Raw genomic sequence first — 25,245 nt, 5'->3', positions numbered from 1 at the left:
AGGAGTAGTCTAAGAGTACCGTCCGCCAGCGCGGTGCTCTTCACCTCCGACTGGAAGGAGAACCGATGGCACTTGCAAAACTTTTACTTGTAGACGACGACCAGGCTCTACGCGACACCCTCGCCGTCGTACTCAGAAAACACGACTTCGAGGTGACCGTCGCTGCAACCGTCTCCGAAGCGCTCAAACACATCAGCTCCGAGACCTTCGACGTCCTCCTGAGCGATCTCCACATGCCCGGCGCCGGAGACGGCCTCACCGTTGTCAGCGCCATGCGTCACTCCAACCCCAAGGCCGTCACCATGCTGCTCAGCTCCTTTCCGCAGATGGACGCCGCCGCCCAGGCCATCCTCCTGCAGGCCGACGAGATCCTCGTCAAGCCGATGAAGATGGATATGCTGATCGATGCCATCAAACAGCGGCTCGCCGCCGGAGCACCCCGAACCCGTATCGTCGAGAGCGTAGCCACCATCCTCGAACGCTCCGCAGACAGCACGATCAAAGACTGGTTCGAACGCGTCGAAAAAGAAGACACTCTGATGGCCGTTCCCATGACCTTCGCCCTGCGCTCCGGCCACCTGCCCCAGATCTTCCGCGACCTCGTACTTCGGCTCCGCTCGGCGAAGATCCTCGGCTCCAAAGAGATGTTGTCCCCCGCCGCCACCAAGCACGGTACCGACCGCCGCAGGCAGGGCTACACCGCCGCCATGATGGTGGAAGAGTCGCGCATCCTCCAGGTCAGCGTCTTCAACACCCTCCAGAACAATCTGGCCAGCATCGACTTCAGCATCGTCCTTATCGGAGTCATGACCATCGCCGACGAAGTCGACTCGCAGTTAAGCCAGTCAATGAAGAGCTACCTCGCCGAGTCCATCGTCGACGCACTTCCAGCCTGACCACCCCTGTCCAGCCGTCACCCCTGTCCAGCCTATGTTTGCGCCGTCATCCTGAGCGTAGCGAAGGACCTCTGTATTTCGCTTCCACCCACGTCATGAACCCATCGCATCAGTAAACTAGCTCCACCATGAAGCCACGAGCCCTCACCCTCCTCACGCTTCTTCTCCTTCCACTGGCCGCCTCCGCCCAGCGCACCACCCTCATCGGCATCTTCGAATCCACCTCCTCCGGCAAAGCCGACGGCCAAGGAGAAAGCAAAGCCAACGGCCGAGGAGAAGGCAAAGCCACCAACCAGGGCCAACCCGGCGTCCGCGTCCTCTTCTATCAATCCGGCCAGCAATGGCGCTCCTACAAAGCCGTCTGCAACGACGAGCCCTGCCTCAAGACCATCACCCATCTCTTCCCCTCCATCACCACCTGGACCCTCGTTCAATCCGGCAAACCCATCGCCCAGGTCACCGCCGAAACCCCCGCCGCCTTTCACCTCTACTCCGAGATCGGCGTCCAGGCCATCACCAACCCCAGCTCCGTCGCCAATCTCGAACCCCATCCCACCCCCGGCCAGCCCGACCCAGCCCACACCATCCTCGCCACCACCCTCCCCACCCTCACCGACCCCGACGGCTGGCACCTCTCCCCCGTACCATCGCTCGACCTCGCCCACGCTCGCGAAGCCTTCCGTAAACTCTTCCCCCATCCAAAGTACTGCACGCAAACCGCCACCAACTCACCAGCCAAGTACCACTCCGCAACCTACAAAGACACCGAGGTTCACCTCGACTCCTCCCTTCTCTCCAACAAGAACTGGCGCCTCCTCCAACTCACCCTTGGCGGCTATCTCTGCGACGGACCACCCGACGCCGCCTACCTCGACCAGTGGTTCGCCATCTCCCCCACCGGCGAGGTCCGCCACCTCAGCCGCACAATGTCCTTCGCCGGAGCAGCCGACTTCGCCCACAACGGCCACTCCGCCCTCCTCTTCTCCAACCAGAACGAAAACGACGGAGGCTACACCCTCTTCTACGACAACTTCACCCAACACACCCAAACCACCATCACCCACCACTAACCACCACTAACCACCACACCAAACACGCATCAGACAGCACCTCTGCCGTATCGCCGAACATCGTCGAGGAGCGCTCTCCCGAATCAGCCACAGTGACTTTCGAACGACCTCCGCCTCCAGGCAACCGCCGCTGATCGTACCCGCGTACTTCCCTGAGAACCCAGGAGCAGTCAGGCACCGGACCGTCGATAGCTCGAATCTTCGGCCTGCACCACCGTCACCGCTTCGCCAATGAACCAAGGGACTCAATCCATCCGGTAAATTACCTCTTCATTCGCTGATGCTATATAGCAGATAATGACGCAGTAACGATCTTCAGCGTGCTCGTCAACACTGTCCTGGGTTATGGCCCGCGATAAGGAACTTCACGCCGCATCATCCGGGGAAGCAGGTCCGGCCTGATTCGCTCTTCAGCACATCTACCCAGGAGTTTCACCATGCGTATCGATCGGCTTTGCGGAGTCCGAGTTCTCTTCAGTATTGCCGCTCTCGCAATACTCGCCTCGGCTGTCTCTGTCGCCCGAGGCGAGACCCCGTCTCTGGCATCAAGCTCTTACGGAGCGGACGCCGCTGCACCCGACGATCAAAGCATCGCCACAGCCTTTAAGCCCCACGCCAGTCCAAACGACAGCGGCACATTTACCATCTCCGCCACACCGCCCACGCCATTCATCCGAGGCGCCGGAGCGACCTCCTACCAAGTCACCCTCACCTCCGTCGGAAGCTTCGCTGACCAGATCAACCTCGCATGTTTCGGTCTCCCTGCGGACGCAACCTGCACCTTCACCGACAACCCAACCCTTACCGCCGGCGCCACCATCACCACGACCATGACGGTGACCACCACCGTCGCTGACGCTGCACTTCGCAGACCCGCGATCCCCGGCCTTCATCCGACGGACCTCGCGCCTGTCGCGATCTCTGCCGTCTTTCCGCTGGAGCTCACCTGGTTCGGCGTACTTCTCTTCGGCCGTCGCAAGACGTCATCTACTCAGAAGGCTCGCCTCGGAACTGTTCTCCTGCTATCACTTGGTATCCTCGGCCTCGCAGGCTGCGGAGGCCCTCCCACCGTCTTTCACAGCTACACCATCAACATCACCGGCTCCAGCGTCAATCTCATGGCACCTACTCAATCCACCTCGGTACTTCTGTCGGTTGGGAACCAGTAACTCAGATGGCTGCCCGCTTATCTCCCGGCGGGCGAAGTTCTCTGCACTCAGGAAGCACCGCAGTTGGAGGATTCATCCTTATGAATTCACGCTCCGCAACATCCCGTCTTCGCCAGGCCAGTCCAATCGACAGAGCCCGCACCGTGCTTCTGGTCGTCCTGACCGCCGCCTGCATGACAGCCTCCACGCTCTCCGCAGCCGCCCAGGCCGTCCCAACAGCCTCCACCCCGCCACCTGAGCCCTCGCGTTTCGACCTCTACGGCGGCTACGCCTACTTCCATCCATACGACAGTTCCATCAACTCTCACTTCTACGGCCCCATCAACCCCGGCGCGGTCGCCAGTGCTACCGGTTACTTCAACCGCTACTTCGGCGTTCAGGCCGAAGGCAGCTTCTTCCCCCACGGCTCCAATGAGTGCGTCTTCACCGCGCAGGCTGGACCAGTCTTTCGCTACCAGAAGGGGCGGCTTGCACCCTTCGCGCACGCCCTCGCTGGAGGAGCCAAGGTCAGCGGCCCCGTCTTTCAGCCATGCACCTGGGGCTGGGGGCTAACAGGCGGCCTCGGTCTCGACTACATTCTTCCCGGCTTCCACAACCACATCGCTCTCCGCCCCATCCAGGCCGACTTCGAGTATTCCCACGTTGACTACGGCCAGGTCGGCATCGGCATGGTCAGCGGAGGCATAGGTGAAATCACCGCCTACAGACTCTCCGCCGGTGTCGTTCTGCGTCTCGGCCAAACGGCTTATCCTCCACCCGTCCAGCTCGGATGCACCGTTCAACCGGTCAACATCTTTCCCGGCGATCCGATCACCGTTACTGCAGTCCCTGCCAACCTGAATCTCAAGCTGAAGGCCACCTATACGTGGACAGCCAGTGGAGGCCAGATCACCGGCAACGACCAGACAGCCTCCGTCTCCACCGCAGGCCTCGCCCCCGGCGACTACACCATCTCCGGCCACGTCTCCGAGGGCATTCGCCCCAGCCAGCAGGCAAGCTGTGTCGCCGGCTTCCGCGTCCACGAGTACCAGCCTCCCACCGTCGCCTGCTCGGCCAACCCCACCACCGTCATGCCGGAGGAGTCCTCCACCATCACCGCCGTCGGCTCCAGCCCGGAGAACCGCAGCTTCAGCTACTCCTACTCCGCCTCCGCCGGACACGTCTCAGGAACCACCCCGACCGCCACGCTCTCCACCGCGGGCGCGCCTCCCGGCCCCATCATCGTCACCTGCAACGTAGTCGATGACCTCGGGAAGCAGGCCTCCGCCACCACCACTGTCACGGTTGCAACTCCCCCTCCGCCGCCAGCTCCACCGACGGTCAACCTCTGCAGCCTGTCCTTTGAGCGCGACAGAAAGCGTCCGCTGCGTGTAGACAACGAAGCCAAGGGCTGCCTCGACGAGATCGCCCTCACCCTCATGCGAGACCAGACCTCGAAGCTGGTCATCATCGGCAAACACTCCGGCGACGAGACTCCTGATGCAGCCGCGCAACGTACCCTCAACGTCGAGCAGTACCTCACGACGGAAAAGGGCATCGACCCCAGCCGCCTCGAGCTCCGCACCGGCGGTGAACTCATCCGCATCGTCGACACCACGCTGGTTCCCGCAGGAGCGAGCTTCACTCCCGGAGACACCAGCACCTTCGACGCAGCCGCGATCAAGCGACAGGGACAAGCCTACGGAGTCCCCAAAAAGTCCGCCACAAAGTCTCACAAACCGCAAAACTAACCATCCCAGTCCATCCACAACGGGGAGGCGCCAACCACGCCTCCCCGTCTTCTTGCAACTCGACTATCCGGCGCTACGCCCGAACCTCTCAGCATCCGTTGTCAGCTTCACAACCAGCGAACTCACGCTTTTGTCCCATCCTCCACACCTGTCTCCGATATCTGATAAACTGATCCAGTTGATGCAGCGATCCAGCAAGCCCACCCGCGCTTGAGCTACAAGGAAAGCACCTCTCGTCGACATCTCACCAAGCATCATCTCGGGGCGTAGCGCAGTCTGGTAGCGCACCTGGTTCGGGACCAGGGGGTCGGAGGTTCGAATCCTCTCGCCCCGACCAATTCATCCAAAGAAATTATGCTGAAGAGCACCTAGACACAGGTGCTGCACCTACCGCCATCCGCAAAACCTTCAACACGTCATTCTGGGCGGTTTGGCTTCCTGTGGAATCCTGCGAGAAAGTACAGGAATAGGCCTTATGCACGAGTTCTAACACTCGTTGTTCGTTCAACGACCTGTCGAATACTCTCAATGCTGGTCAGGCCATCTTCATGGTGAAAATCCCTTTTGGGACGGTTTTTGTACTGAGCGTTAATATCTGCATATCAACACTAAAGTTGTATGCTCAGTCGCGCGAGGCAGAGATATGATCGCCCTGACCCGAATCGTAGCCTGCTGTGAGGATTTCAATTAGCTAATTGCACGTCCTGGGAAGATAGAGATCTCTTTCAATTCGGGACTGTGTCCTGTTGTTTGCTGCCCCACGCTGAGTTGTTTAGGGGATATTCTCGTTGGCCTTCCGCCCATGAGCGTGCTCCTGAGAAGGAGTGTTCTCTTGAATCGTTTCGCGATGGCCCGCCTGCTGCCCGTCTTTCTAGCCACGATATTCTTCAGCCCAGCCGCCCATGCAACCAACGTTGCCCTGACCGGCGACGCGCACGTCAGCATGACTCGCTCGACAACCAACTTTGGCACATTGTCCAATCTGTATGTCGGGAACGGCAACACTGCGCTGCTGCAGTTCGATCTCAGCACGCTGCCGGCGGGGCTGACCTCCAGCCAGGTTGCGCATGCCACGTTGACGGTGTTCGTCAACCGCGTCAACTCCGGCGGTGCGGTGAACCTCGCACCGGTGACCTCGGCGTGGAACGAGTCGGCCGTGACCTATGCGACGATCCCGGCGATCGGTGCGCCGGTCAACGGGTTTACGGCCGCGAACGCAGGTCAATACATCACGCTGGATGTGACTTCGTTGGTGCAGGGATGGGTGACGGCGCCCGCCACAAACTTCGGCCTCGCCCTGACCTCCACGGCTGCCAATCTACTGTTGGATTCGAAAGAGAATGACGAGACCGGACACGCGGCCAGTCTGGACATTACGGTTACGTCGATGGGCGCAACCGGAGCGCAGGGTCCTCAAGGGATGCAGGGTGTCCAGGGGACGGCTGGAGTAAATGGAGTTCCGGGGATTCCGGGAGCCACTGGGCCAGCTGGGCCTGTGGGTCCCACAGGTGCTACTGGAGCCAACGGTACTCTGGGGATCGTATCCAACTGGTCCTCAAGCACCATGTATCAGGCTGGCCAGGTGGTGTTCTGTGCTGCTTGTTCGAGCAATGGCTCAAGCTATGCTGCGCTTGCCACCAACACGAACCAGGACCCTCCCACGCAAGTCGGCTTCTGGCAGTTGATCGCGCAGGCGGGAGCTACCGGTGCAACAGGAGCAGCCGGCGCGACCGGAGCCACAGGTTCTACAGGTGCCCCTGGGCCGGTTGGGCCCTCAGGTCCCATAGGGGAAACGGGAGCTACTGGCACCCTGGGAATCGTCACCAACTGGTCTCCGACAGTTGCCTATCAGGTCGGACAGGTGGTGTTTTGCGCGGGCTGTTCGAATAGTGGCTCAAGCTACGCCGCGCTTGCAGCCAACACGAACCAGGATCCACCCACACAAACCGGTATCTGGCAGCTGATCGCGCGGGTGGGAGCTGTCGGCGCTCAGGGCATCATGGGGTCTACGGGTCCTGCTGGTTCGACCGGAGCTGCAGGTTCCGCAGGGCCTGCGGGCTCTACAGGAGCGACAGGAGCTGTAGGGGCTACGGGTCCTGCTGGTTCGACCGGAGCAACGGGCCCTGCTGGGCCTGTGGGTCCGACCGGAGCTACAGGCACCCTGGGAGTCGTCACCAACTGGTCTTCGGGCTCTCCCTATCTGCTTGGCCAGGTGGTATTTTGCGCCGCATGCTCGAGCAACGGCTCAAGCTATATCGCGCTCGCTACCAACACAAACATAGATCCTCCTACCAATCCCGCCATCTGGCACCTGATCGCGCAGGCCGGAAGTGCCGGCGCCGCGGGGGCGACTGGACCTGTCGGGCCTGCGGGACCGACCGGAGCAACCGGCGCAACAGGTCCCGCTGGCAGCGTCACTGGTTTTACCTGGTCAGGTAACCTCCAGAACCAGGGAGAAGGAACTCTATATACGCCCCCTACCACCACTGGCAGTGCATTTCCAGCTTCTCAAATAGCCTTCCTCGCGGCATCGAGCGCATGCACGGTCCACAGCCTGACGGTGAATGCGATCACAAGCAATGCATCCAATCCAATTGAGGCGGATACCACCACCGTTGCCGTCATAAAAAATGATGTTGCTACAAGCATGACGTGTGCGATCTCGAGCGGAACAACTAACAACACGACGTATTCCTGTTCAGACTCGGCGCATACCTTCACGGTAGCTCAGGGGGACCGTATCAGTCTGCGATTTAGCGAAACACTTAACGACAGCACCTTCGATGTCGTCAACTTCGGCACGACGCTTGTCTGCCAGTAAAACCGAGCGCAACCAGAGCGGAAATAGAAGGCAATACGGAGTTACAGTGATCCCTCGACCCACATTCTCGACCGCAACGAAGACCATCATTGGCAGTCTTAGCCTGATGGCGTTCGCTTGCGCCTTGGCGCAGGCACCACAGGCTGCAGTCGTGTCGCCAGCCGCTCCGCTTTCGCAGCCGGTGCCTCTGGTCTCCGGCACCTGCCCATCCGTGCGTCAGGGCGGCGTCATCTCACTCGACTGGAATCCCGTCTTCGCTCCCTCCACTGCGGCGACTGGCCTCAAGTCCTTCAGGATGATCTTCCAGCACCTCCAGGAAGATGGCGTAAACCTCAACCCCGCATCCAGGCTTGTGTTGGACGGCGGTCCTGCTGGAAGGATGACCGCCATCGGAAACGGCTATTTTCATATCGAAGCGCACCTTCCATCTTCTACGCACCCGGGAACCTACCATCTGGTTAAGGCCCACAGCTCTCCCGATCTTCCGGATGACCAAGGGGAAGCCCCTATGATGACCGTCTCCCCGGTACGCGAATCCTTTTGTATCACTGTAGTTCCTGCTCTCCGCGCTTCGTCATCTCCGTCTGGTGGTAACTGAGTTACATCCCACGCGCAGAAATCCAGGGCGCGAACTTGAATTCGCAGATCGCTCTCCAGGACCACTTACTTATCGCACTGTGAACCGTGGCGGTTCAGTGAAACCAAAATGAAGTTCCAACGAAAGGAATATCAAGATGGGCGATCAATACCTCGGAGAGATCCGGATGGTCGGTTTCAACTTTGCACCAATGCATTGACCGGCGGCAATCTGCCGGTAGACATAGAGCCGCCGTACCTGGCGGTCTACTTCATCATCGCACTGTCCGGAGTCTTCCCAACACGCGGCTAGTTCCTGATCGCGTCACCATTAGAAGGTGGGAACGGCCGACTCGGCTGTTCCCACTAACCAAAGTATCTGTGCAGCTTGGCAAATCTATGATGTCTGGACTTATAAAACGTCTGCAGCCTAGTGTAGGTATTTCGTACTCGATACTCGCACTGAGCTTTGCCTCTTCGGCCTTCTCGCAGGGAATCCTGACGGTTACGCCGTCGCGCTCGGCTGCGACCGTTGCTGGCACCGGGGTCGTTGGTTATACCGGCGACGGCGGCACGGCCACTTCAGCGACCCTGGCCTCGCCCAGCGCCGTGGCGTACGACGCAAACGGCAATCTCTTCTTCGCCGATGCGCAGAACCACGTCGTACGCGAAGTGTCGCAGAATGGTCAGATCAGCACCATTGCCGGGACAGGCGCGGAGGGCTATAGCGGTGACGGTGGACCTGCGATCACAGCCTTTCTCGATACGCCCACCGGAGTCGCAGTCGACGCAGGCGGCAACGTCTACATCGCCGACTCACACAACCATCGCGTTCGAAAGGTGAGTGCCGGCACCATCACAACCATCGCTGGCACCGGCACGCCGGGCTACTTCGGCGACAACGGCGCGGCAACTGCGGCACAACTATCGCTGCCGATCGCTGTGGCCGTTGACTCGACCGGCAACGTCTACATCGCCGACACCAACAACAACCGCATACGGAAGATCATCGGCACAACCATCACGACGATTGCAGGCAATGGAGAAGAGCTGTTCGCCGGCGACGGTGCAGCGGCATCTGCTGCGGTACTCGATACGCCGACCGGCGTTGCGGTGGATGCAAGTGGGAACGTCTACATCGCCGACCGTCATAACCAGCGCGTGCGCATGATCACAGCGACGGGAACGATCTCGACTATCGCCGGCAGTGGCACTCCTAATTTTTCCGGGAGCTTTTCGGGCGACGGCGCCAGCGCGAGTACAGCGACGTTGGCCAAACCGAGTGGCGTGAGCGTCGACGGAGCCGGAAATCTCTACATCGCCGATAACGGCAATCAGCGTATCCGGCAGGTAAGCGTCGGCACGATTGCGACCGTGGCAGGCAGCGGCCAGCAAGGCTTCGGCGGCGACAGCGGTCCAGCGACAAGCGCGATCCTGAACTCGCCCAGAGCAGCGTTCGCAGACGTATCCGGCAACCTGACCATCGCAGACAGACTCAACGAGCGGCTGCGCACAGCAGCCCTGCCAACCCTGGCCTTTGCCAGCGGAGGCGGAGGCATCCCGAGTACACCGCAGAGTGTGACCCTGACAAACACCGGTTCAGCCTCGATTGCCGTCGCTTCGATCGCCTTCACCGGCTCCTTCACCACTGCGAACGGCGGCTCCTGCAGCGCACTTCCAATCACTCTGTCCCCGAACGCAAGCTGCACGCAGAACATCGCCTTCCTGCCAATCGCTTCCGGCGTAGCCAACGGATCGGTCGTCTTCGGCGGCACGGGGATCGTCGCGCAGAGCGTCCTGCTCACCGCCACCGGCACACAAACAGCGACCACAGTTACGTTGACTTCGAATGCTGCCTCGGCCTTCGTTGGCCAGAACATTACCTTCACCGCAACGGTCCAACCCACAGGCATTGGAACGCCGACGGGCAACGTGTTGTTCTACGATGGCGCAACGCTGATTGGCACCTCGGCACTCACCGCCGGTTCCACGTCAATCACTACGGGCTTGTCCGCAGGCATACACGCAATCACCGCCGTCTATGCAGGCAGTGCAAGTTTCACGGGCAACACCTCCGCCGTGCTCTCGCAGGTCATTCTCGACTTCGCCTTTACACTCGGTAACACGACGCCAAGCAGTCAGACCGTCGTGCCCGGCCAGCCCGTAAGCTTCACCTTCAGCTTGGTCCCGGTTGGCGCTCCGTTCACCATACCAATAACACTCTCGGCCACTGGCCTTCCGCCGGGAGCCACCGCAACGTTTACGCCGCAGGTGATTACAATCGGCAGCAACCCAGTCAACTTCACTATGACTATCCAGACCGCCGCGACCGGCGCATCGCGCGCCCCCACCGGACTCTTCGGCACCGGCTACGGCACCGGCATCTTCGCGCTGAGCCTGTTGCTACTACCGTACTCACGCAAGCGCCGCAAGACCGGTTGCATCCGACTACTGGCACTGTGCACTGCATTGGCTCTTAGCCTCGCAGCCATCGGAGGCCTCGCTGGTTGCGGTACCGGCAGCGGCTACTTCGGCCAGCCCTCACAGAACTACACCATCAACGTCATCGGCACGGCAACTGGTCAGAGCGGAGCCTCACTACAGCATCTGAGCGCCGTGACTCTAACGGTGCAGTAGTTGAAGACCTCAATTCCACAGTCGAGTTTCATTGGGAGATCGCTGCACGTGCCAACTTCATTCCGTACCGCGCTCTATATCCTGCTGCTTACGGGTTCCGGCCTCCTGCAAGCCCAGGAGCCTCAGCCTGCCAGACTCGACTTATCTGCTACCTACGTTGCGGAGCGTTCGTTAAAGGCCAACACATCCCAGAACTTCTGGATGGAGGGAGGCTCAATCGAGCTGGGCGCAAACATAAGCCACGGATGGGGCATAGCCGCTGATGTCATCGGCACCCATGCAGGTTCGATCGGTACCAGTGGCTTGGCGCTGTCGCAGGTAACCACGACCTTTGGCCCGCGTTATCGGTGGCACGCCGGCCATCGCCTCTCGCTCTACGGCGAAGGACTCGTCGGCGAAGCCAACGGCTTTCGCAGTATCTTTCCAACCAATAGCGGATCGCAGTCAGGGGCCAATAGTCTGGCGACACAGGTTGGCGGCGGCATGGATTACAGTATCTCTGGCCGTTTTGCCGTTCGGGTGTTCGATGCCGCGTGGTCGCGGACGCAGCTTCCCAACAGCACAGACAACGTGCAAAACAACCTTCTCCTTGGCAGCGGTGTCGTGCTGCGTTTCGCACACTAACAACTGCGAATGCATGAACATCTGAATGATGGTAAGTCCGCGCGTCAAATCGACTAAGCCGCAGGGTTGTCGCAATTTTTTATAAGTAAAGCCTTTGGCGACGAACTCCAGAATCTGCCGTTGTCGCGCCAAGGCTGATAGCTTGATCCCGTGGTGGCTTGCAACAATCATCGGCACCAACCATCGTTGAGCATGAACGAGCCAGCCACTGGTACACGGCTCCCTTCGCCGCCTGACAAGCAATTGGCGCAAATGGAAGGGAACGCATGATACGGTGGGAGAAACGAATATGCTCGGCCGGATGCGAAAATCAAGAACTGATCGTGCTGACAGAAGCTGCAAGCCGCGAATCATAAGGGCTACGGCTGCATCGTCCTGTGGATGTCTAATGGCTACACTGCTCTGCAGTTTCCCTGCAGCGGCGGCCCCTGCTCGACCGCAACAATCCGATTCAGGCCCGGTCGTAGTGCAGCCCGGCGCACCAGGAAACCCAAGCAAGAGACTTCCACTCTCCACAACTGGTGTAGCGCCGCAGCGATCGCCAGCTGACGTTGAATTCATGCAGGGCATGATCATGCATCACGGCCAGGCAGTCGAGATGACCGCCCTCATTCCATCACACACAGAGAACAAGGAGATTCGTTCTCTGGGAGCACGCATCGGCCTCTCGCAGACGGACGAGATGAAGTTCATGAAACGTTGGCTCGTGGCGCGCGGTGAACCCGCCTCGATGGCAATGCCGGGCATGCCCGATATGGACAGAAGCGGTAACCCGATGCGCGCCATGCCCGGGATGCTGACACCGCAACAGATGGACGCGTTACGACAGGCCAGCGGCCCAGAGTTCGATCGACTATTTCTAACGGGTATGATTCAGCATCACAACGGAGCCTTGATCATGGTGAAGCAGTTGTTCGATACGCCGGGCGCGGGGCAGGATGCCGACCTCTTTGAGTTTGCAACGGATGCGGATAATTCCCAAAGGGCTGAGATCTCAATTATGCAAGGCATGTTGAAGGAGAAATGATGATCAGGATGAAGCGTCTCAGTTTTCGTTTGGCCAGCGTCGCTTTTGCCGCTGCCGTAGTGTGCTCCAGTTGGGGAGCTTTGAAGGCACAGACGCCGACTGCTCCGGCCGCGAAAGCCGCGCAGGACGAGGAGGAAGAAAGCCCGTTCACGCCGCAACCCCCCGTGCCGTTACCGGCTGGCATGACTGGCTCGACGACGAACGATCCGCGCGTGGGGCTGAAGCCCGGCCTCTACGACGCAGGTGAAGCTGCCATGGGTATGCAGCATCTCGCATTTGTAAAGAAGCCCGATGCGTTTCGCATGGCAGCCACAGACCCGGACGATCCTTCTGTCAAGAAAACTCTCGGCCTGCTCGGCATCAGTGACACCAAGAAGATACCGAAGCCGATGCAGCTTGTCATCGCGCAGCTCGCCTTCTCCAACTCGGACTTTGCCTTCCAGGGAACACACCTGTTTCAAGGCAACTTCTATGGAGTCAACTTCTACGACATCTCGAATCCCGCGAAGGTGTCGCTGATCACCTCTCTGGTCTGCCCCGGTGGCCAGGGCGACGTCTCGGTCTACGGGAACCTGCTGTTTATGTCGGTCGAGATGCCGAACGGACGGCTGGACTGTGGCGTCCAGGGATTCCCGCCGCTGCCTCCGCCCGAGCCAGGACACGAGAAGGACCATCGCATCCCGACCGCGAGCCCGGATCGCTTTCGCGGTGTGAGAGTCTTCGACATCTCGGACATCAAAAACCCGAAGCAGGTAGCCGCAGTGCAGACCTGCCGTGGTTCGCATACGCACACGCTGGTGGTAGATCCGAACGATAAGGACAACGTCTACCTCTATGTCTCGGGAACGTCGTTTGTGCGCCAGAGTGAAGAACTCGCGGGCTGCTCAGGGGAAGAGAAGCCGGACAAAGACCCCAACACATCACTCTTCCGCATCGACGTGATCAAGGTGCCGCTCGCAGCGCCGCAAGAGGCCAAGGTAGTCTCCAGTCCGCGAGTATTTATCGATCCGCGCACAGGCGCTCTCAACGGCCTGAACAACGGCGGAAGCCACGACAAGAAGGCAGAGAAGCCTGCGGACACCAACCAGTGCCACGACATCACGGTGTACTCCTCCCTGGGGCTTGCTGCCGGGGCGTGCTCCGGCAACGGCATCCTGCTCGACATCAAGGACCCCGTGCATCCCAAACGCGTGGATGCAGTGAACGATCCGAACTACTCGTATTGGCACTCGGCGTCTTTCTCGAACGATGGAACGAAGGTGGTATTCACCGACGAGTGGGGCGGCGGCCTGCAGCCCCGTTGCCGTCCAACGGACCCCAACAAGTGGGGATCTGACGCGATCTTCAACTTGAAGGACGACAAGCTATCGTTCGCGAGCTACTATAAGATGCCCGCCGCCCAGACGGAGACAGAAAACTGTGTGGCTCATAACGGTTCACTGATACCTGTTCCCGGTCGAGACATCGAAGTCCAGGCCTGGTACCAGGGCGGTATCTCGGTAATGGACTTCACAGACGCGATGCATCCTTACGAGATCGCCTACTTCGATCGAGGACCTGTCGATGCCAACACGTTGATCTTGGGTGGCGACTGGTCTGCCTATTGGTACAACGGATACATCTACGGGTCCGAGATCGCGCGGGGACTGGACGTGTTCAAGCTGATCCCGAGCAAATTTCTTACACAGAACGAGATCGATGCCGCAAGCCTTGTGCAGGTCAGCGAACTCAACGTACAAAATCAGCAGAAGATTACCTGGCCCTCAAAGCTGCCGGTGGCCCTAGCCTATCTGGACCAACTGGGTCGCTCACAGGCGTTGTCGTCAAGCCGTATCGCTGATCTGAATAAGGCAATCGCACGGGCGCAGAGATCTCACCTGGGCAAAAAAGATCTAGCGAAACTGCACAGTATGGCTACGTCTGTGGAAACAAGCGCATCGGACGCGAAGAATCCTCAGGACGCGGGTCGTTTGCATGCACTGGCTCAGATACTGGAGAACCCGACGGTTTGACATCAAAATAGATCCGTCGATCCCGACAAGGATCTCCGCTGACACGTCACACCCAGACTCGCCCCATGGCCTATCACAAAGCCCTGGGGCGAGTCTCAGCATCGGTTTGTGCATGTAGTTGCCCCTGTAACGATGAAATCGCCCTCCCGCACTCTCCCTTACAAACAAAAAGACAGAATCGATGAGCGTTCGCTGTCGCCCGTCTCCCCTAAATCCGGGTAGACCAAGAGTTGCTCTAACCCCCTCTACGACTTTTAGGGAGTTTCACCGCGCCCTCTGCGGCTGCTACCTTTGCACAACTGAACTCTGCGCCACCGATGTGCACGTTCGATCTGCAATCGGGAAAGAGCATGGCGGTCAGCCAAGCCACTGCGTTGCGCAAAGAAGAGACTCCCCATGAACCCCGCCGTCCCCTCGCGTTTTAGTCTTTCCGGCCTCCGTAACATGTTCACACCCCACTCCCGGCTCAACGATGCCCTCGGCACGATATTGCCAGCCGTTGATACAAAGACGCTCAGACGCAGATTCCGTCCCAGGACCATCGCTATCCTTCTCATGGCGGCACTGTCGCCCCTTGCTGCCCGCGCGACAGCACTTCCGCAGACCGTATTTACCTTCTCTCTCCCACAAGGCACGACAAAATCCACACAGTCTGTCCCCATCGCTATCCCCACCAGCGGCACACTCTCGAGTGTGAGCGTAGTGACGCAGGGGACGACGGGTCTCGACTTCACCGATACACAACTCGGCGATGGCTGTGTCAGCGGCTCCTCTTCTAATACAACATGCAGCGTGAACGTGCAGTTTCAGCCCAAGGCTCCCGGCGGCCGTTATGGAGCGGTGATCCTGACCTTCACCGATATTAATATCCCCCCGGTCGTTCAGTACCTCTACGGTACGAGCATGGGCCCCGTGGGAGTCATCATTCCGGGAGAGATCAATACGGTTGCGGGCACCGGGCTACCAACCTTCGTGGCCGACGGCACACCTCTGAATCATATCGCGGCAACCCAGGCTCCCATTGGACTGCCACAGGGTGAAGTCGTGGACGCAGCAGGAAACTTCTACATCGCAGATTCGTTCAACAATCGAATTCGCAAAGTGGATCCTACGGGAAACATCACCACATACGTCGGCACCGGAGAGCCCGGATCTTCCGGCGATAATGGCCCGGCAACCAGCGCGTCGATTACAAAGCCCTCTGGACTGGTGATGGACGGCGCAGGCAACCTCTACTTCGCGGACAACGGCAGCAACGTCATCCGAATGGTCGACCCGACCCCAAACCACATCATCACCACCATAGCCGGAGTCGCCGGAACGCCAGGCTACAACGGCCCCGTATTCGGCAACCCCGAGTTCAACCAGCCGCAGCCCATCGCAGGAGCGTTGCTCAATCAACCGAACGGCCTCGCCCTGGATACGAATCAGAATCTCTATCTCGCCGACTCCGGAAACAACCTCATCCGCGTCATCGATCTCAAAGCCAACCCCATGACAATCACCACGATTGCGGGTTCTCTGACAGCAGGCTTCGGTGGAGAAGGTCAGGTGGTCAGCACCGCTGTATTCAGCGAACCCTTGGGGATCGCATTCAACACCAGCGTCACCAACTCTTCTTACCTCTACGTCGCCGACGTCAATAACAACATCATTCGCCGGCTCGATCTGACAACCACCAGCGGCCTCGCCATCACTGTAGCTGGCACCCGGTCAAACACCGGCTCGTTCAACGGCGACGCACCCGCCCCGGCCACCTCTGCGCAACTGAACAACCCCGAAGGAGTCGCGGTAGATCTCGCAGGCAATATCCTTATCGCCGACACAGAGAACCATCGCATCCGAAAAGTCGATATTCAAGGCAATATCTCGACCCTCGCAGGCAGCTCGCAGGGCTTTTTTGGCGACGCAATGAACGCTGGCGATGGACTAAACAATACCTCCAACACGCTATTCGACTTCCCTAGCTCCCTCTTCATCGACGCCTCCGGCAATCTCTACATCGGAGACGAGTTCAACAATCGCGTCCGACTGATCAGCAGCGGCATAGCCATTCTTCCCACCGTTGGCCAGATCAAGAACTTCCAAATCTCATCTCCCCCTCAGTTAGAGAACTTCGAAAACGACGGCAACTCCACCCTCACGTTTCAATCCTTCACACCTGTAAACGCCGCTCTGGACACTACAACCACCAGCACCTGCTCGTCAGCTCCAACGCTCCCGAGCGGCCAGTCCTGCACCCTCCTGTTGGACTTCGCCCCTCAGGTACAGAATCTTCCTGCTGGAGGCGCGATCACACCTGGAACGTTCACCATCGCCTCCGACGCGGCAAATTCGACAGGCGTCATCAATCTGAGCGGTGACGTCCTGACGGTAAATCCCACCACCACGACGTTGAGTCCGAACAACTCAACCAGCCCATCCGCTCTGAACGCCCCCGTGACCTTTACCGCGACGGTTACAAATGATGGAAACGGTCCCCTCACCGGCGCCGTAACCTTCATGGACGCCGGAGCACCCATCGGCACCAGCACAACCATCCCTGCCGGAACCGTAAACTCCGGCACCGTCACCTTCACCTTCAACACATCCTCTTTGACCCTCGGATCGCACTCCATCACCGCAATCTACGGCGGCGACCTGAACAACGCGCCCAGCCCCGTCTCGAGGCCCATCACTCAGGTGATCAAGAGCGGCGCAGTCCTTACCCTCAAATCAAATCTGAGCACGGTCGATCCCTCCCAGAACTTCCCCGCAGACATTACATTTACCGCCGCACTGACCAACTCAGTCACTCCCGGAGCGGCCGTAATCACGTTCATGGATGGCCAGTCCACCCTCGGCTCCTCCACTCTCAACAACTTAGGCTTTGCAACACTTTCTACATCTACCCTCGCCCCAGGGACGCATTCGATCGTCGCCACCTATCCCGGCGACACCAACAATCTCGCCGCAACCAGCAACACGCTCTCGTTTACCATCAACCCAACCCCCACCACAACGACGTTGACTCCGAATAGCGCAGCCAATCCAACGGCCACCTTCGGAACAGCCTTCACCTTCCAGGCCACAGTCTCAGTCTCGAACGGCAGCGGCGCGATACCAACGGGCACCGTAACCTTCACCGATACCAACGGACTGCCCATCCAGACAACGCCTCTCGTCAATGGAGTGGCTACACTCACCGCATCGCTCAGCACCGGAACACACACCATCATCGCCACCTATTCGGACGATGCAAACAACGCCAAGAGCTCCTCTCCACCCACGACATTTATCGTCACACCCATCCTCACGACCACTACGGTAACAGGCACCAGTCCCGCCAACGCAGGCGCCTCCATCACATTAACCGCCAGCGTCTCCGGTGCCACAAACGTAGGTGGACCCCTCACCGGCTCGGTCTCCTTCTTCGATAACGGCGTCCCAATCGGAACCCCGCGACCGGTCTCCGCTGCAGGATCAGCCGTCCTCACCATCTCAACCCTCTTACCGGGAACGCCTTCAGCCACACACCCCATCACCGCTAGCTATACCCCGACTGCAAATAGCGGAAACGCAAACTCGAACTACGCGAGCAGCAGCACGTCTGTTGCCTTCCTACAGGTCGTCACTCAGAACACCCCGACGGTCGCGGTCTCCTCTTCGTCAACTGCAAATACTTCGACAGCGGGAATCTCCATTACATTGACGGCCGCTGTGTCTGAAACGGATGGAGCCCCCACACCCACGAGTGGTAGCGTCACTTTCAGCAGCGGCGACACTCCGCTGGGCACTCCTGTCGCTCTCAAATCTTCAGGTCTTGCAATGCTCATGCTGTCGAACCTGCCCGCCGGGTCGGATTCGATCATCGCGACCTACTCTGGCGACACCAACGATGTAGGCGCCGTCTCTCCCATCTTCGTTCAAACCGTCAACAAAGCGACAACATCGCTGAACATATCTGCGTCTCCAGCCTCGTCAGTCTTTGGAGCACCAGTAAGCCTGACCGCTAACCTCACCGGCACAGGCGGCACCCTCACCGGCACCATCACATTTTTGGATGGAGGCACATCCATCGGCACAGTTACTGTCGATGGGTCTTCTCCGCTCGCCCCCACCTTCACCCCACCCTCACTGTCGGTCGGCTCCCACACCATCACTGCGATGTACGCAGGTGATGCCAACAACAACCCGAGCAGCACCCTTTCGCCACCGACCACAGTAGTCGTGCAGCAGATCACCACCGGCACAACCCTTATCTCCAGCGCGAACCCCGGAGTCTTCAACCAACCCATCACCCTCACGGCAAACGTGTCGAACACCTCTGGCAGCGCCGCCCCCGGCGGAAGTGTGAGCTTTCAGGATAGTGGAGCAGTAATCGGCACGGCTCCCCTGAACGCGAACGGAGCCGCCTCACTGCCCATCTCGACGTTAGCGCTCGGCAATCACTCTATCGTGGCAATCTACTCCGGCGACACCGATCACTCTGGCAGCCAGTCCACCGCGCTCAAGCAGCAGATCCTGCAAGCTGCCAGTGTTGTCGTTACATCCAGCAATCCGTCCTCCGTCGCCGAGACAAACATCGTCTTCACCGCTAACGTCATCGGAGTTCAGACCCTGCTGCCCACAGGAAGCGTCACCTTCAAAGACGGCGCGTCTGTATTGGCAATCACTCCCGTATCTCCCACGGCGGGCACGGCAAGTGCGACCGGCGTTGCAGTCTTCAACACCTCATCCTTGTCCCCTGGCACCCACACCATCGTGGCAAGCTACAGCGGCGACACGAACTACCAGCCCGGAAACTCGCCCGCCCTCACACAGACCATCATCGTTGCGAACACCAGTGTCTCCCTCGCATCCAGTGGAAATCCCGCCACCTTCGGCACAGCGCTCACCTTTACATCGACTGTAACTGGCACAGGCGGTTCAGTAACCGGATCAGTTACATTTATGGACGGAACCTCCATCCTCGGCAAGGCTGGCGTCAACAACTCGGGAACCGCCACCCTGACGACAACGACGCTCGCTCCCGGCCAACACACCATCACGGCCGTCTATAGCGGCGACGCGAACAACCAACCCAACACATCCTTCGCCTTGCAACAGCAAGTGCAGCAGACGACCATCAGCACCATCGTGTCGAGCGCCAACCCCACCCAGACCCTCACCTCCATCGTTCTCTCCTGCACCGTCAGCAACGGCGGAGCACAGCGCGCCACCGGCTCCGTCACCTTTACCGACGGCTCAACCCTGCTCGGCACCGCCGCTCTCGATGTCAACGGCGTCGCGACCATCAGCTTGCCCTCTCTCGCCGCAGGGCAACACAACGTCGTCGCCAGCTACAGCGGCGATGTAGCTGACTTCCCCAGCAACTCTGCTCCCTTCACACAGGTTGTTCAACTGCGACCGACCACCGATGTGCTCACCGCGACCACAACCTCGCTGACCGACGGCAAACAACTTACCCTCATCTCAGTCGTACGCTGGAGCGGTCCGGTAACCCCCACAGGCACGGTGAACTTCACCGTCGGCAACACTATCATTGGGACAGCGCCTGTCGATAACATCGGCGTCGCGACCCTGACCATCGTGCTCGACCCCAGTGCTGCAACCGCCGTCTCCAACTACAGCGGCGACTCGGTCTATGCCCCGTCCAGCTCTCCGGCAACGGCAATCACAGACGGACCGCCAACCAGCTTCACCCTGCAACTGAGCAACGCAACCCCCACAGTGCAGAGCAAGCAGAACATCACCGTCAGTCTGGCGATCGCCTCCCTCAACGGCTTCACCGACAACCTCACCCTCGGCTGCCTCGGTCTTCCATTCGCTGCAACCTGCACCTTCAGCGCGAATCAGCCGGCGCTCCTGCCAAATACGACGCAGACCATCCAGGTCGTAATCGATACCTCCGCTCCACTTTTAGCCGGCACGCAGCCACAGGCCAGCGGACTCACCGGCGGCGGCCGCTCCACAACCGCCTTCGCCCTCTTCTGCTCGGCCCTCCTTGGCCTGCTGCTGATGAAGTCTAGAAGGCGTCACCCCCTCTCCCGCATTCTGGTCCTGCTCTGCTCCATCGCCCTTGTCGTCGGCATCTCCGGCTGCGGAACGCTGAACGTCAACGGCACTCCCGCAGGCACCTATACCTTCAAAGTGACCGCAGTTGGCCTGAAGACCGGCATATCACAATCCACGAATGTGACCCTGACGGTGCAGAAATGATCCTTGCACCAGCGCGGCACCTCAGACGCGTTCTATCCTGCTTCGCCATCGTGGTCTGCATCCTGTTGTTGGAAGTCGCAGCGCATAGCCAGGCTCTCCCTACTGCAACCGGGCCCGGCAGCTACACCGACATAGGCGTCTCAGGATCGTACTTCAACCTCAACTACGGACAGCGTTGGGTCGGCGGCGGTTCCATCTATCTCGACGCCAATCTCTACCACCGCTACGGTGCCGAGATCCAGTACCAGACCTTTCGCTACAACCAGGAGAATGGCGTACGGCAGACGACCTATCTCGCAGGGCCGCGTGTTTCGTTTCGCGACTACGGCTTCGTCCCCTACGTGAACCTGCTCGTCGGACGCGGTGACTTCGACTTCCCCTACGGCTACGCCAAAGGAACCTACTTCGTCTATGCTCCCGGAGCCGGTCTGGACTACGACCTCACCAAAAAGATCAAGCTGCGCCTGATCAACGTGCAGTATCAGGAGTGGCCGCAGTTCACCTTCGGCAACCTCCATCCCTACGGCGCAAGCGTCGGCATCAGCCTCCGAATCTGGTAAAGACCGCGCAAGGTCCAACCCTCCAGAAAAACTCAAGAGGCCATCAACCTCACCCTTTGGAGTTTTTACCTTCGATTGGAGCCATGTCCGTTGGCTGTGCGCGACTCTCCTCCGCCGATGGCAAGCAGGAGAAATCTCGAAAACTCGCGCCCTGCCAACCGGCAGTAAGGGATCTTCACAACAGCCCCGCCCTCGTCTCCTCAAAGAGGAATACGCCACCTGTACTCAAAAATAAAGTTGACAAACGTGGCGTACTTTTCCCACCGAAGATAGCGACCGCAAACACTCCATCTTCACCATGCAATTCGCCACAACTCACCACCCAAAAACCACGCCCTGCACACCGTTTTTCGCAAAAACCCCTGCAAAACGGCTATTCCACCACGTCCGATTAAATCCGCACCCAAATCAAAGAAATCGTCGCTACAACACCAGCATCCCCCGCCATAACCACCCACTCTGATCGACCTTGCCAGCAGTACTCGCTAGACCTCAGGCGAGGGAGCATGACTGCGCCAGCGGGACAACGCAGGCACAACCTTCTCCGTCCGATTGACCTCGAACCTTCGCAGCGAAATTGGCGGTAACTCAACCTTGCGCACTCCAGGACGCGCAACAATCCCGAAGAAGAGCAGCACAAACATCGCGCCAATCTCACCTTTCGCTACGCTCGTAGTCGCCGTCAGAAGGGACATACCTGCCAGTTGGATCAAAACGACAGCAAAAAATGTGTGTTGCATATCTTTTCTAGCCTGCCGCAGACCCAACCAGATCATCCGAAAGTAGATATACAAATCGAGTAATGCGGCGATTGGGCCACCTGATACCAGAGCCTGAATAAACTCATTGTGGGCATAAGGAGGAACCCAGTTGGTCGCATTCCAGTGATCTTTGATCGCTTTCTTCACGCCAACGATATAGCCGTATCCAATCCAGGGCCTCTCGGCATAGGCCTTTAAACTTGCCTTCCAGACGTCCGTGCGTTCTGACAGTGTGAGAATATTACGCACGCCCTGGCCCCGCTCCAGATACGTAGTAATGGCCTGAAAGAAAACCACAGCCATAAGCAGGGTAGCGATGATGCTCAGCACACCCGCCCACCGCCAGATCGGTCGCTTCGCATAAATCATCAGATACACGAAGAACGCGATCATAAAAAATAGCTGCTCACTCCGCGCATAGGTCAACATGAGTGTAAAGAACGCAAGAGCACAACAGAAATACCGCTGTTTTCCTCTCCAAAAGAAGAGAGAGTAAAAGAACGCAATGCCAGACATCTCCGCGAAGTAGACTGCGTTTGTGACACCTCCGCCAAAGCGCGCGTGCCCGCTTCCAGCATCATCGGAGACCGCATATACTCGATGCGGCATAAACACAAACAGCACCCACACGATAGTCAACTGAGCCCAAGCGATATACCCCATCATGCGGGTAATCAGATCGACCGAGTTCTCTTCAGGTTCTCGCGAATATACCGAAAGCAGCAGCGCAAACAACACGACCCACTCAAATAGTCGGTACATCGTCAACGGAAGGTCAGTTGGCTTTGTCGGAGTCAACTTAGCTGCCGGCGTCAATAACGAGGAAATAGTGTAGTTTGCGAGAAGAAGCAGCCAAACCCAGACATCAAACTTGACCGGTCGTTGCAGAAGTTTCTGACGGTTCAGCAGACTTAGCACAACCAATAGCCCACAGCACGACAGAGTAATAAGAATAGTAGTTACCGACGTCGGGTTGAATAACGAAACTTCGTGCGTACGTCCAGAAGAGTCAAACTTAACAAAATTTGGCATGTCACTGCAGAAGGCCAAGAGCAGCCAGAAGCGCAAGGGATAACGCTTTGGAACAACGAGTGTTTTCAGTCTCATCTTCCAACCTCGCCGCAATCTAACGTCGGCCATGACCAGAGTGCTGTCTTCAGTTTATAGGACTGAGCTCGTTCCACGAAGCGCCTCACGCCGAAACTCTCGAAGATTGCCTCTGAGAAGCTCCTACGTTTATGCGGACGTGCTACCGAGCAGGGCTATTCCGAGTGGCCGAACTGCCGCCACCGCCCAGGGAATACACCAACGACGTTCGAAAGCTGGTGTTCTGGTCGACCGGATCGACATATCGCGTAACACCCTTCTGCGTGTCGATTACTATGTGAGCGGTTCCTGTGTTCGTGCGAGAAGTCCCGTAAAGGTACTGGGTGAAGTCTGCGCTGAATGAAGAGTCGACGGCCTCGATCACGGCAGTGTTTGGCTGTTGATTAGATTGGAGCGGAAGAAAGAATCCCCCATAAAGCTCCATCTTTGCACCCGCCGTCAGCTGAAAGTTCGTCGAACCCTTTTCGGTCTTCGGACCAAGCACCCATAGAGTGCATCCATTACATTTGGTCTTGATACCTGCGGGTGGAAGACAAGAGGTCGTCGAGATCGTCGCTACAGCGCAATGCGGTCCTTGCGGTGCTTCCGCAAATTCATTATCAAACTGTCGCACCCAGACATGCTGACCCGGTTGAAATTGGACCGCACCTACATCGAAGTCTTCTGCAAATAATGTGCCAGTACCGGGCACCGAAGAATAATCGCCTCCGTAGTGCCGAATCACGAGCGTGCGTGGGCTGTTATGCACTAATGCGAAGTTTGTTCCTGTATTCTCCATGATCAGCGGGGGATCACTTGCCTTGCCCGCGATCACAAAATTGATCAAACCACCGGGTGGATTGAAGCCAGAATTGAAGAACTGCATGTGATGGATACAGGAGGGAATATTGACAGTGAAGGTCTGTTTTGGCACAGTATATTGTCCGGCGACAAGATAAGCCGTCGACGAGGTGCAACTGGCGAGCTGCGCAGACCAGCGAGACGGATCCGTTGCCGAAAGCGAAATCCAGGTAGACGGTTTAGGGTCTCGTGGCGTTGGCGCTTCCTCAATCGGAAGGTCGAGCGGCATCGTTGCTACATGAGTGCCGAACGCCGACGTCCCTGTCCCGGTAAAGTACTCTCGGATGTCTCCAGTTCGGGTCGCTGGAGCTGTTGATGAGTCGTCCTTTAGACTCATGCCGTAGCCACGTACCCGGATATTGCGCAGATGTTGCGAACTCTTCGCATCTCCCATATATGCTGCTGTATTCGGCGCGCCGCAATCGAAGGTTGAGTTGATGATCGCGACCTCCGCGGCAGAATTATGCGCCGCAGGTACGCGATTACAGCTATACATCTGTTCGATAGCCGCGCTCTGCCCTCCCACATCGACGAATCCCGTAGAAGATTGTCCCTCTGTGGTGATATGAGAGAAAGTAGACGAGTACTGCTGCTGTCCCAGAACAAATCCATTCTTGAACCCGTAGACCGCGACATTCTTGACGAGCATAGGTCCATTCCATGCATGCGTCATGTTGATGCCTGTCGGAGCAGTGCCATCCTCATTCGCCACCACGACGTCCTCGATCGCACCAACGTTGTTCATCACAACGTCAAGCCCTATGGCATTGTCGTTGCCTTCGCCGACATCGATTCCGAGTGCCGAAACAAAGTTACGAAAAGAGATATTCCCATAGGCGTGCGATGTTGCGGCAGAGGGATAGTACAGCACCGCCAGGCTCGCTTTTTGATTGAATGCTGGGGTGCGTGGCGCGAGAGAAATCACGGATTGGGTCGGACCAGCGCCTCGCAGACTGACCTCGGCGCCACAAAAAGAAAGTTGCCCACTGACGCGGTATCGACCAGGAGGCAGATAGAGGATCTTCGGCCTGCGGTAGTAGTCCGCGCGGCAGTCGCCGCGACCGTCGGTGAGCGCGCGGTTCAGCGCTGCCGTGTCATCGGTCACTCCGTCCCCGACTGCGCCGAAGCTCTTCACCGAAACCATAGCATCCTGTGGATAGCTATATGTATTAGTGCGCGCGCCGCTACCATCCGCAGGAAGGACGGTCATAGTT

The 25,245-nt window shown here is 58.6% G+C and carries 15 protein-coding genes and 1 tRNA gene; 13 read left to right on the top strand and 3 right to left on the bottom strand.

Annotation, left to right across the window (positions count from 1 at the left end; translation table 11 throughout):
• The first annotated feature begins 65 nt into the window (after positions 1-65).
• Together GSQ82_RS17540 and GSQ82_RS17535 are read left to right on the top strand one after the other, a co-directional pair.
• Positions 66-896, top strand: coding sequence for a response regulator (locus GSQ82_RS17540; protein WP_158793459.1), 831 nt, complete (start codon positions 66-68; stop codon positions 894-896).
• Positions 897-1,024: 128 nt separating this feature from the next.
• Entirely contained in the window at positions 1,025-1,966 is a 942-nt protein-coding gene (locus GSQ82_RS17535) for a hypothetical protein (RefSeq protein ID WP_158793458.1), read from the top strand.
• A 6-nt stretch (positions 1,967-1,972) separates the two neighbouring features.
• Here GSQ82_RS17535 and GSQ82_RS17530 read toward each other — a convergent pair whose 3' ends face one another.
• Entirely contained in the window at positions 1,973-2,206 is a 234-nt protein-coding gene (locus GSQ82_RS17530; protein ID WP_254061719.1) for an XdhC family protein, read from the bottom strand.
• Positions 2,207-2,403: 197 nt separating this feature from the next.
• Here GSQ82_RS17530 and GSQ82_RS17525 point away from each other — a divergent pair, with 197 nt between their 5' ends.
• From GSQ82_RS17525 to GSQ82_RS17475, 11 genes are all read left to right on the top strand, one after another.
• Positions 2,404-3,135, top strand: a complete 732-nt coding sequence (locus GSQ82_RS17525) for a hypothetical protein (RefSeq protein ID WP_158793457.1) — start codon at positions 2,404-2,406, stop codon at positions 3,133-3,135.
• 80 nt (positions 3,136-3,215) lie between these two features.
• A complete protein-coding gene (locus GSQ82_RS17520; RefSeq protein ID WP_158793456.1) occupies positions 3,216-4,865 on the top strand; it encodes a hypothetical protein in 1,650 nt (549 codons plus the stop codon).
• A gap of 260 nt (positions 4,866-5,125) precedes the next feature.
• Positions 5,126-5,202 (top strand) — tRNA-Pro (locus GSQ82_RS17515).
• Positions 5,203-5,697: 495 nt separating this feature from the next.
• Positions 5,698-7,686 carry a DNRLRE domain-containing protein gene (locus GSQ82_RS24770; protein WP_158793455.1) on the top strand — a complete coding sequence of 663 codons (1,989 nt, stop codon included), beginning with the start codon at positions 5,698-5,700 and terminating at the stop codon, positions 7,684-7,686.
• Between the two features lie 46 nt (positions 7,687-7,732).
• On the top strand, positions 7,733-8,284 hold the full coding sequence (locus GSQ82_RS17505; RefSeq protein ID WP_158793454.1) for a hypothetical protein: 552 nt from the start codon (positions 7,733-7,735) through the stop codon (positions 8,282-8,284).
• Between the two features lie 377 nt (positions 8,285-8,661).
• Positions 8,662-10,899, top strand: a complete 2,238-nt coding sequence (locus tag GSQ82_RS17500) for an Ig-like domain repeat protein (protein WP_158793453.1) — start codon at positions 8,662-8,664, stop codon at positions 10,897-10,899.
• A 48-nt stretch (positions 10,900-10,947) separates the two neighbouring features.
• The gene (locus GSQ82_RS17495; protein WP_158793452.1) at positions 10,948-11,523 is read left to right on the top strand and encodes a hypothetical protein; all 576 of its coding nucleotides are present in this window, start codon (positions 10,948-10,950) and stop codon (positions 11,521-11,523) included.
• 559 nt (positions 11,524-12,082) lie between these two features.
• Positions 12,083-12,550, top strand: coding sequence for a DUF305 domain-containing protein (locus GSQ82_RS17490; RefSeq protein WP_254061718.1), 468 nt, complete (start codon positions 12,083-12,085; stop codon positions 12,548-12,550).
• Positions 12,551-12,558: 8 nt separating this feature from the next.
• Positions 12,559-14,562 (top strand): LVIVD repeat-containing protein, encoded by a 2,004-nt coding sequence (locus GSQ82_RS17485; protein WP_254061717.1) that lies wholly within the window; start codon positions 12,559-12,561, stop codon positions 14,560-14,562.
• A 396-nt stretch (positions 14,563-14,958) separates the two neighbouring features.
• Positions 14,959-20,763: an Ig-like domain repeat protein gene (locus GSQ82_RS17480; protein WP_158793450.1), complete on the top strand. Its 5,805-nt coding sequence runs from the start codon at positions 14,959-14,961 to the stop codon at positions 20,761-20,763.
• Positions 20,760-21,323, top strand: a complete 564-nt coding sequence (locus GSQ82_RS17475) for a hypothetical protein (protein WP_158793449.1) — start codon at positions 20,760-20,762, stop codon at positions 21,321-21,323. Before GSQ82_RS17480 ends, GSQ82_RS17475 begins: the two co-directional genes overlap by 4 nt.
• A 485-nt stretch (positions 21,324-21,808) precedes the next feature.
• On the opposite strand, the gene GSQ82_RS17470 is transcribed toward GSQ82_RS17475, so the two are convergent.
• Together GSQ82_RS17470 and GSQ82_RS17465 are read right to left on the bottom strand one after the other, a co-directional pair.
• Positions 21,809-23,191, bottom strand: coding sequence for an O-antigen ligase (locus GSQ82_RS17470; RefSeq protein ID WP_158793448.1), 1,383 nt, complete (start codon positions 23,189-23,191; stop codon positions 21,809-21,811).
• 142 nt (positions 23,192-23,333) lie between these two features.
• Positions 23,334-25,241: a glycoside hydrolase family 55 protein gene (locus GSQ82_RS17465; RefSeq protein ID WP_254061716.1), complete on the bottom strand. Its 1,908-nt coding sequence runs from the start codon at positions 25,239-25,241 to the stop codon at positions 23,334-23,336.
• Positions 25,242-25,245: the final 4 nt, after the last annotated feature.

The sequence above is a fragment of the Granulicella sp. L60 genome (genome assembly GCF_009765825.1).
Classification (GTDB): domain Bacteria; phylum Acidobacteriota; class Terriglobia; order Terriglobales; family Acidobacteriaceae; genus Edaphobacter.
The sequence above is the reverse complement of the archived record's forward strand: the minus strand, read 5'-3'. Positions and strand labels throughout refer to the sequence as shown.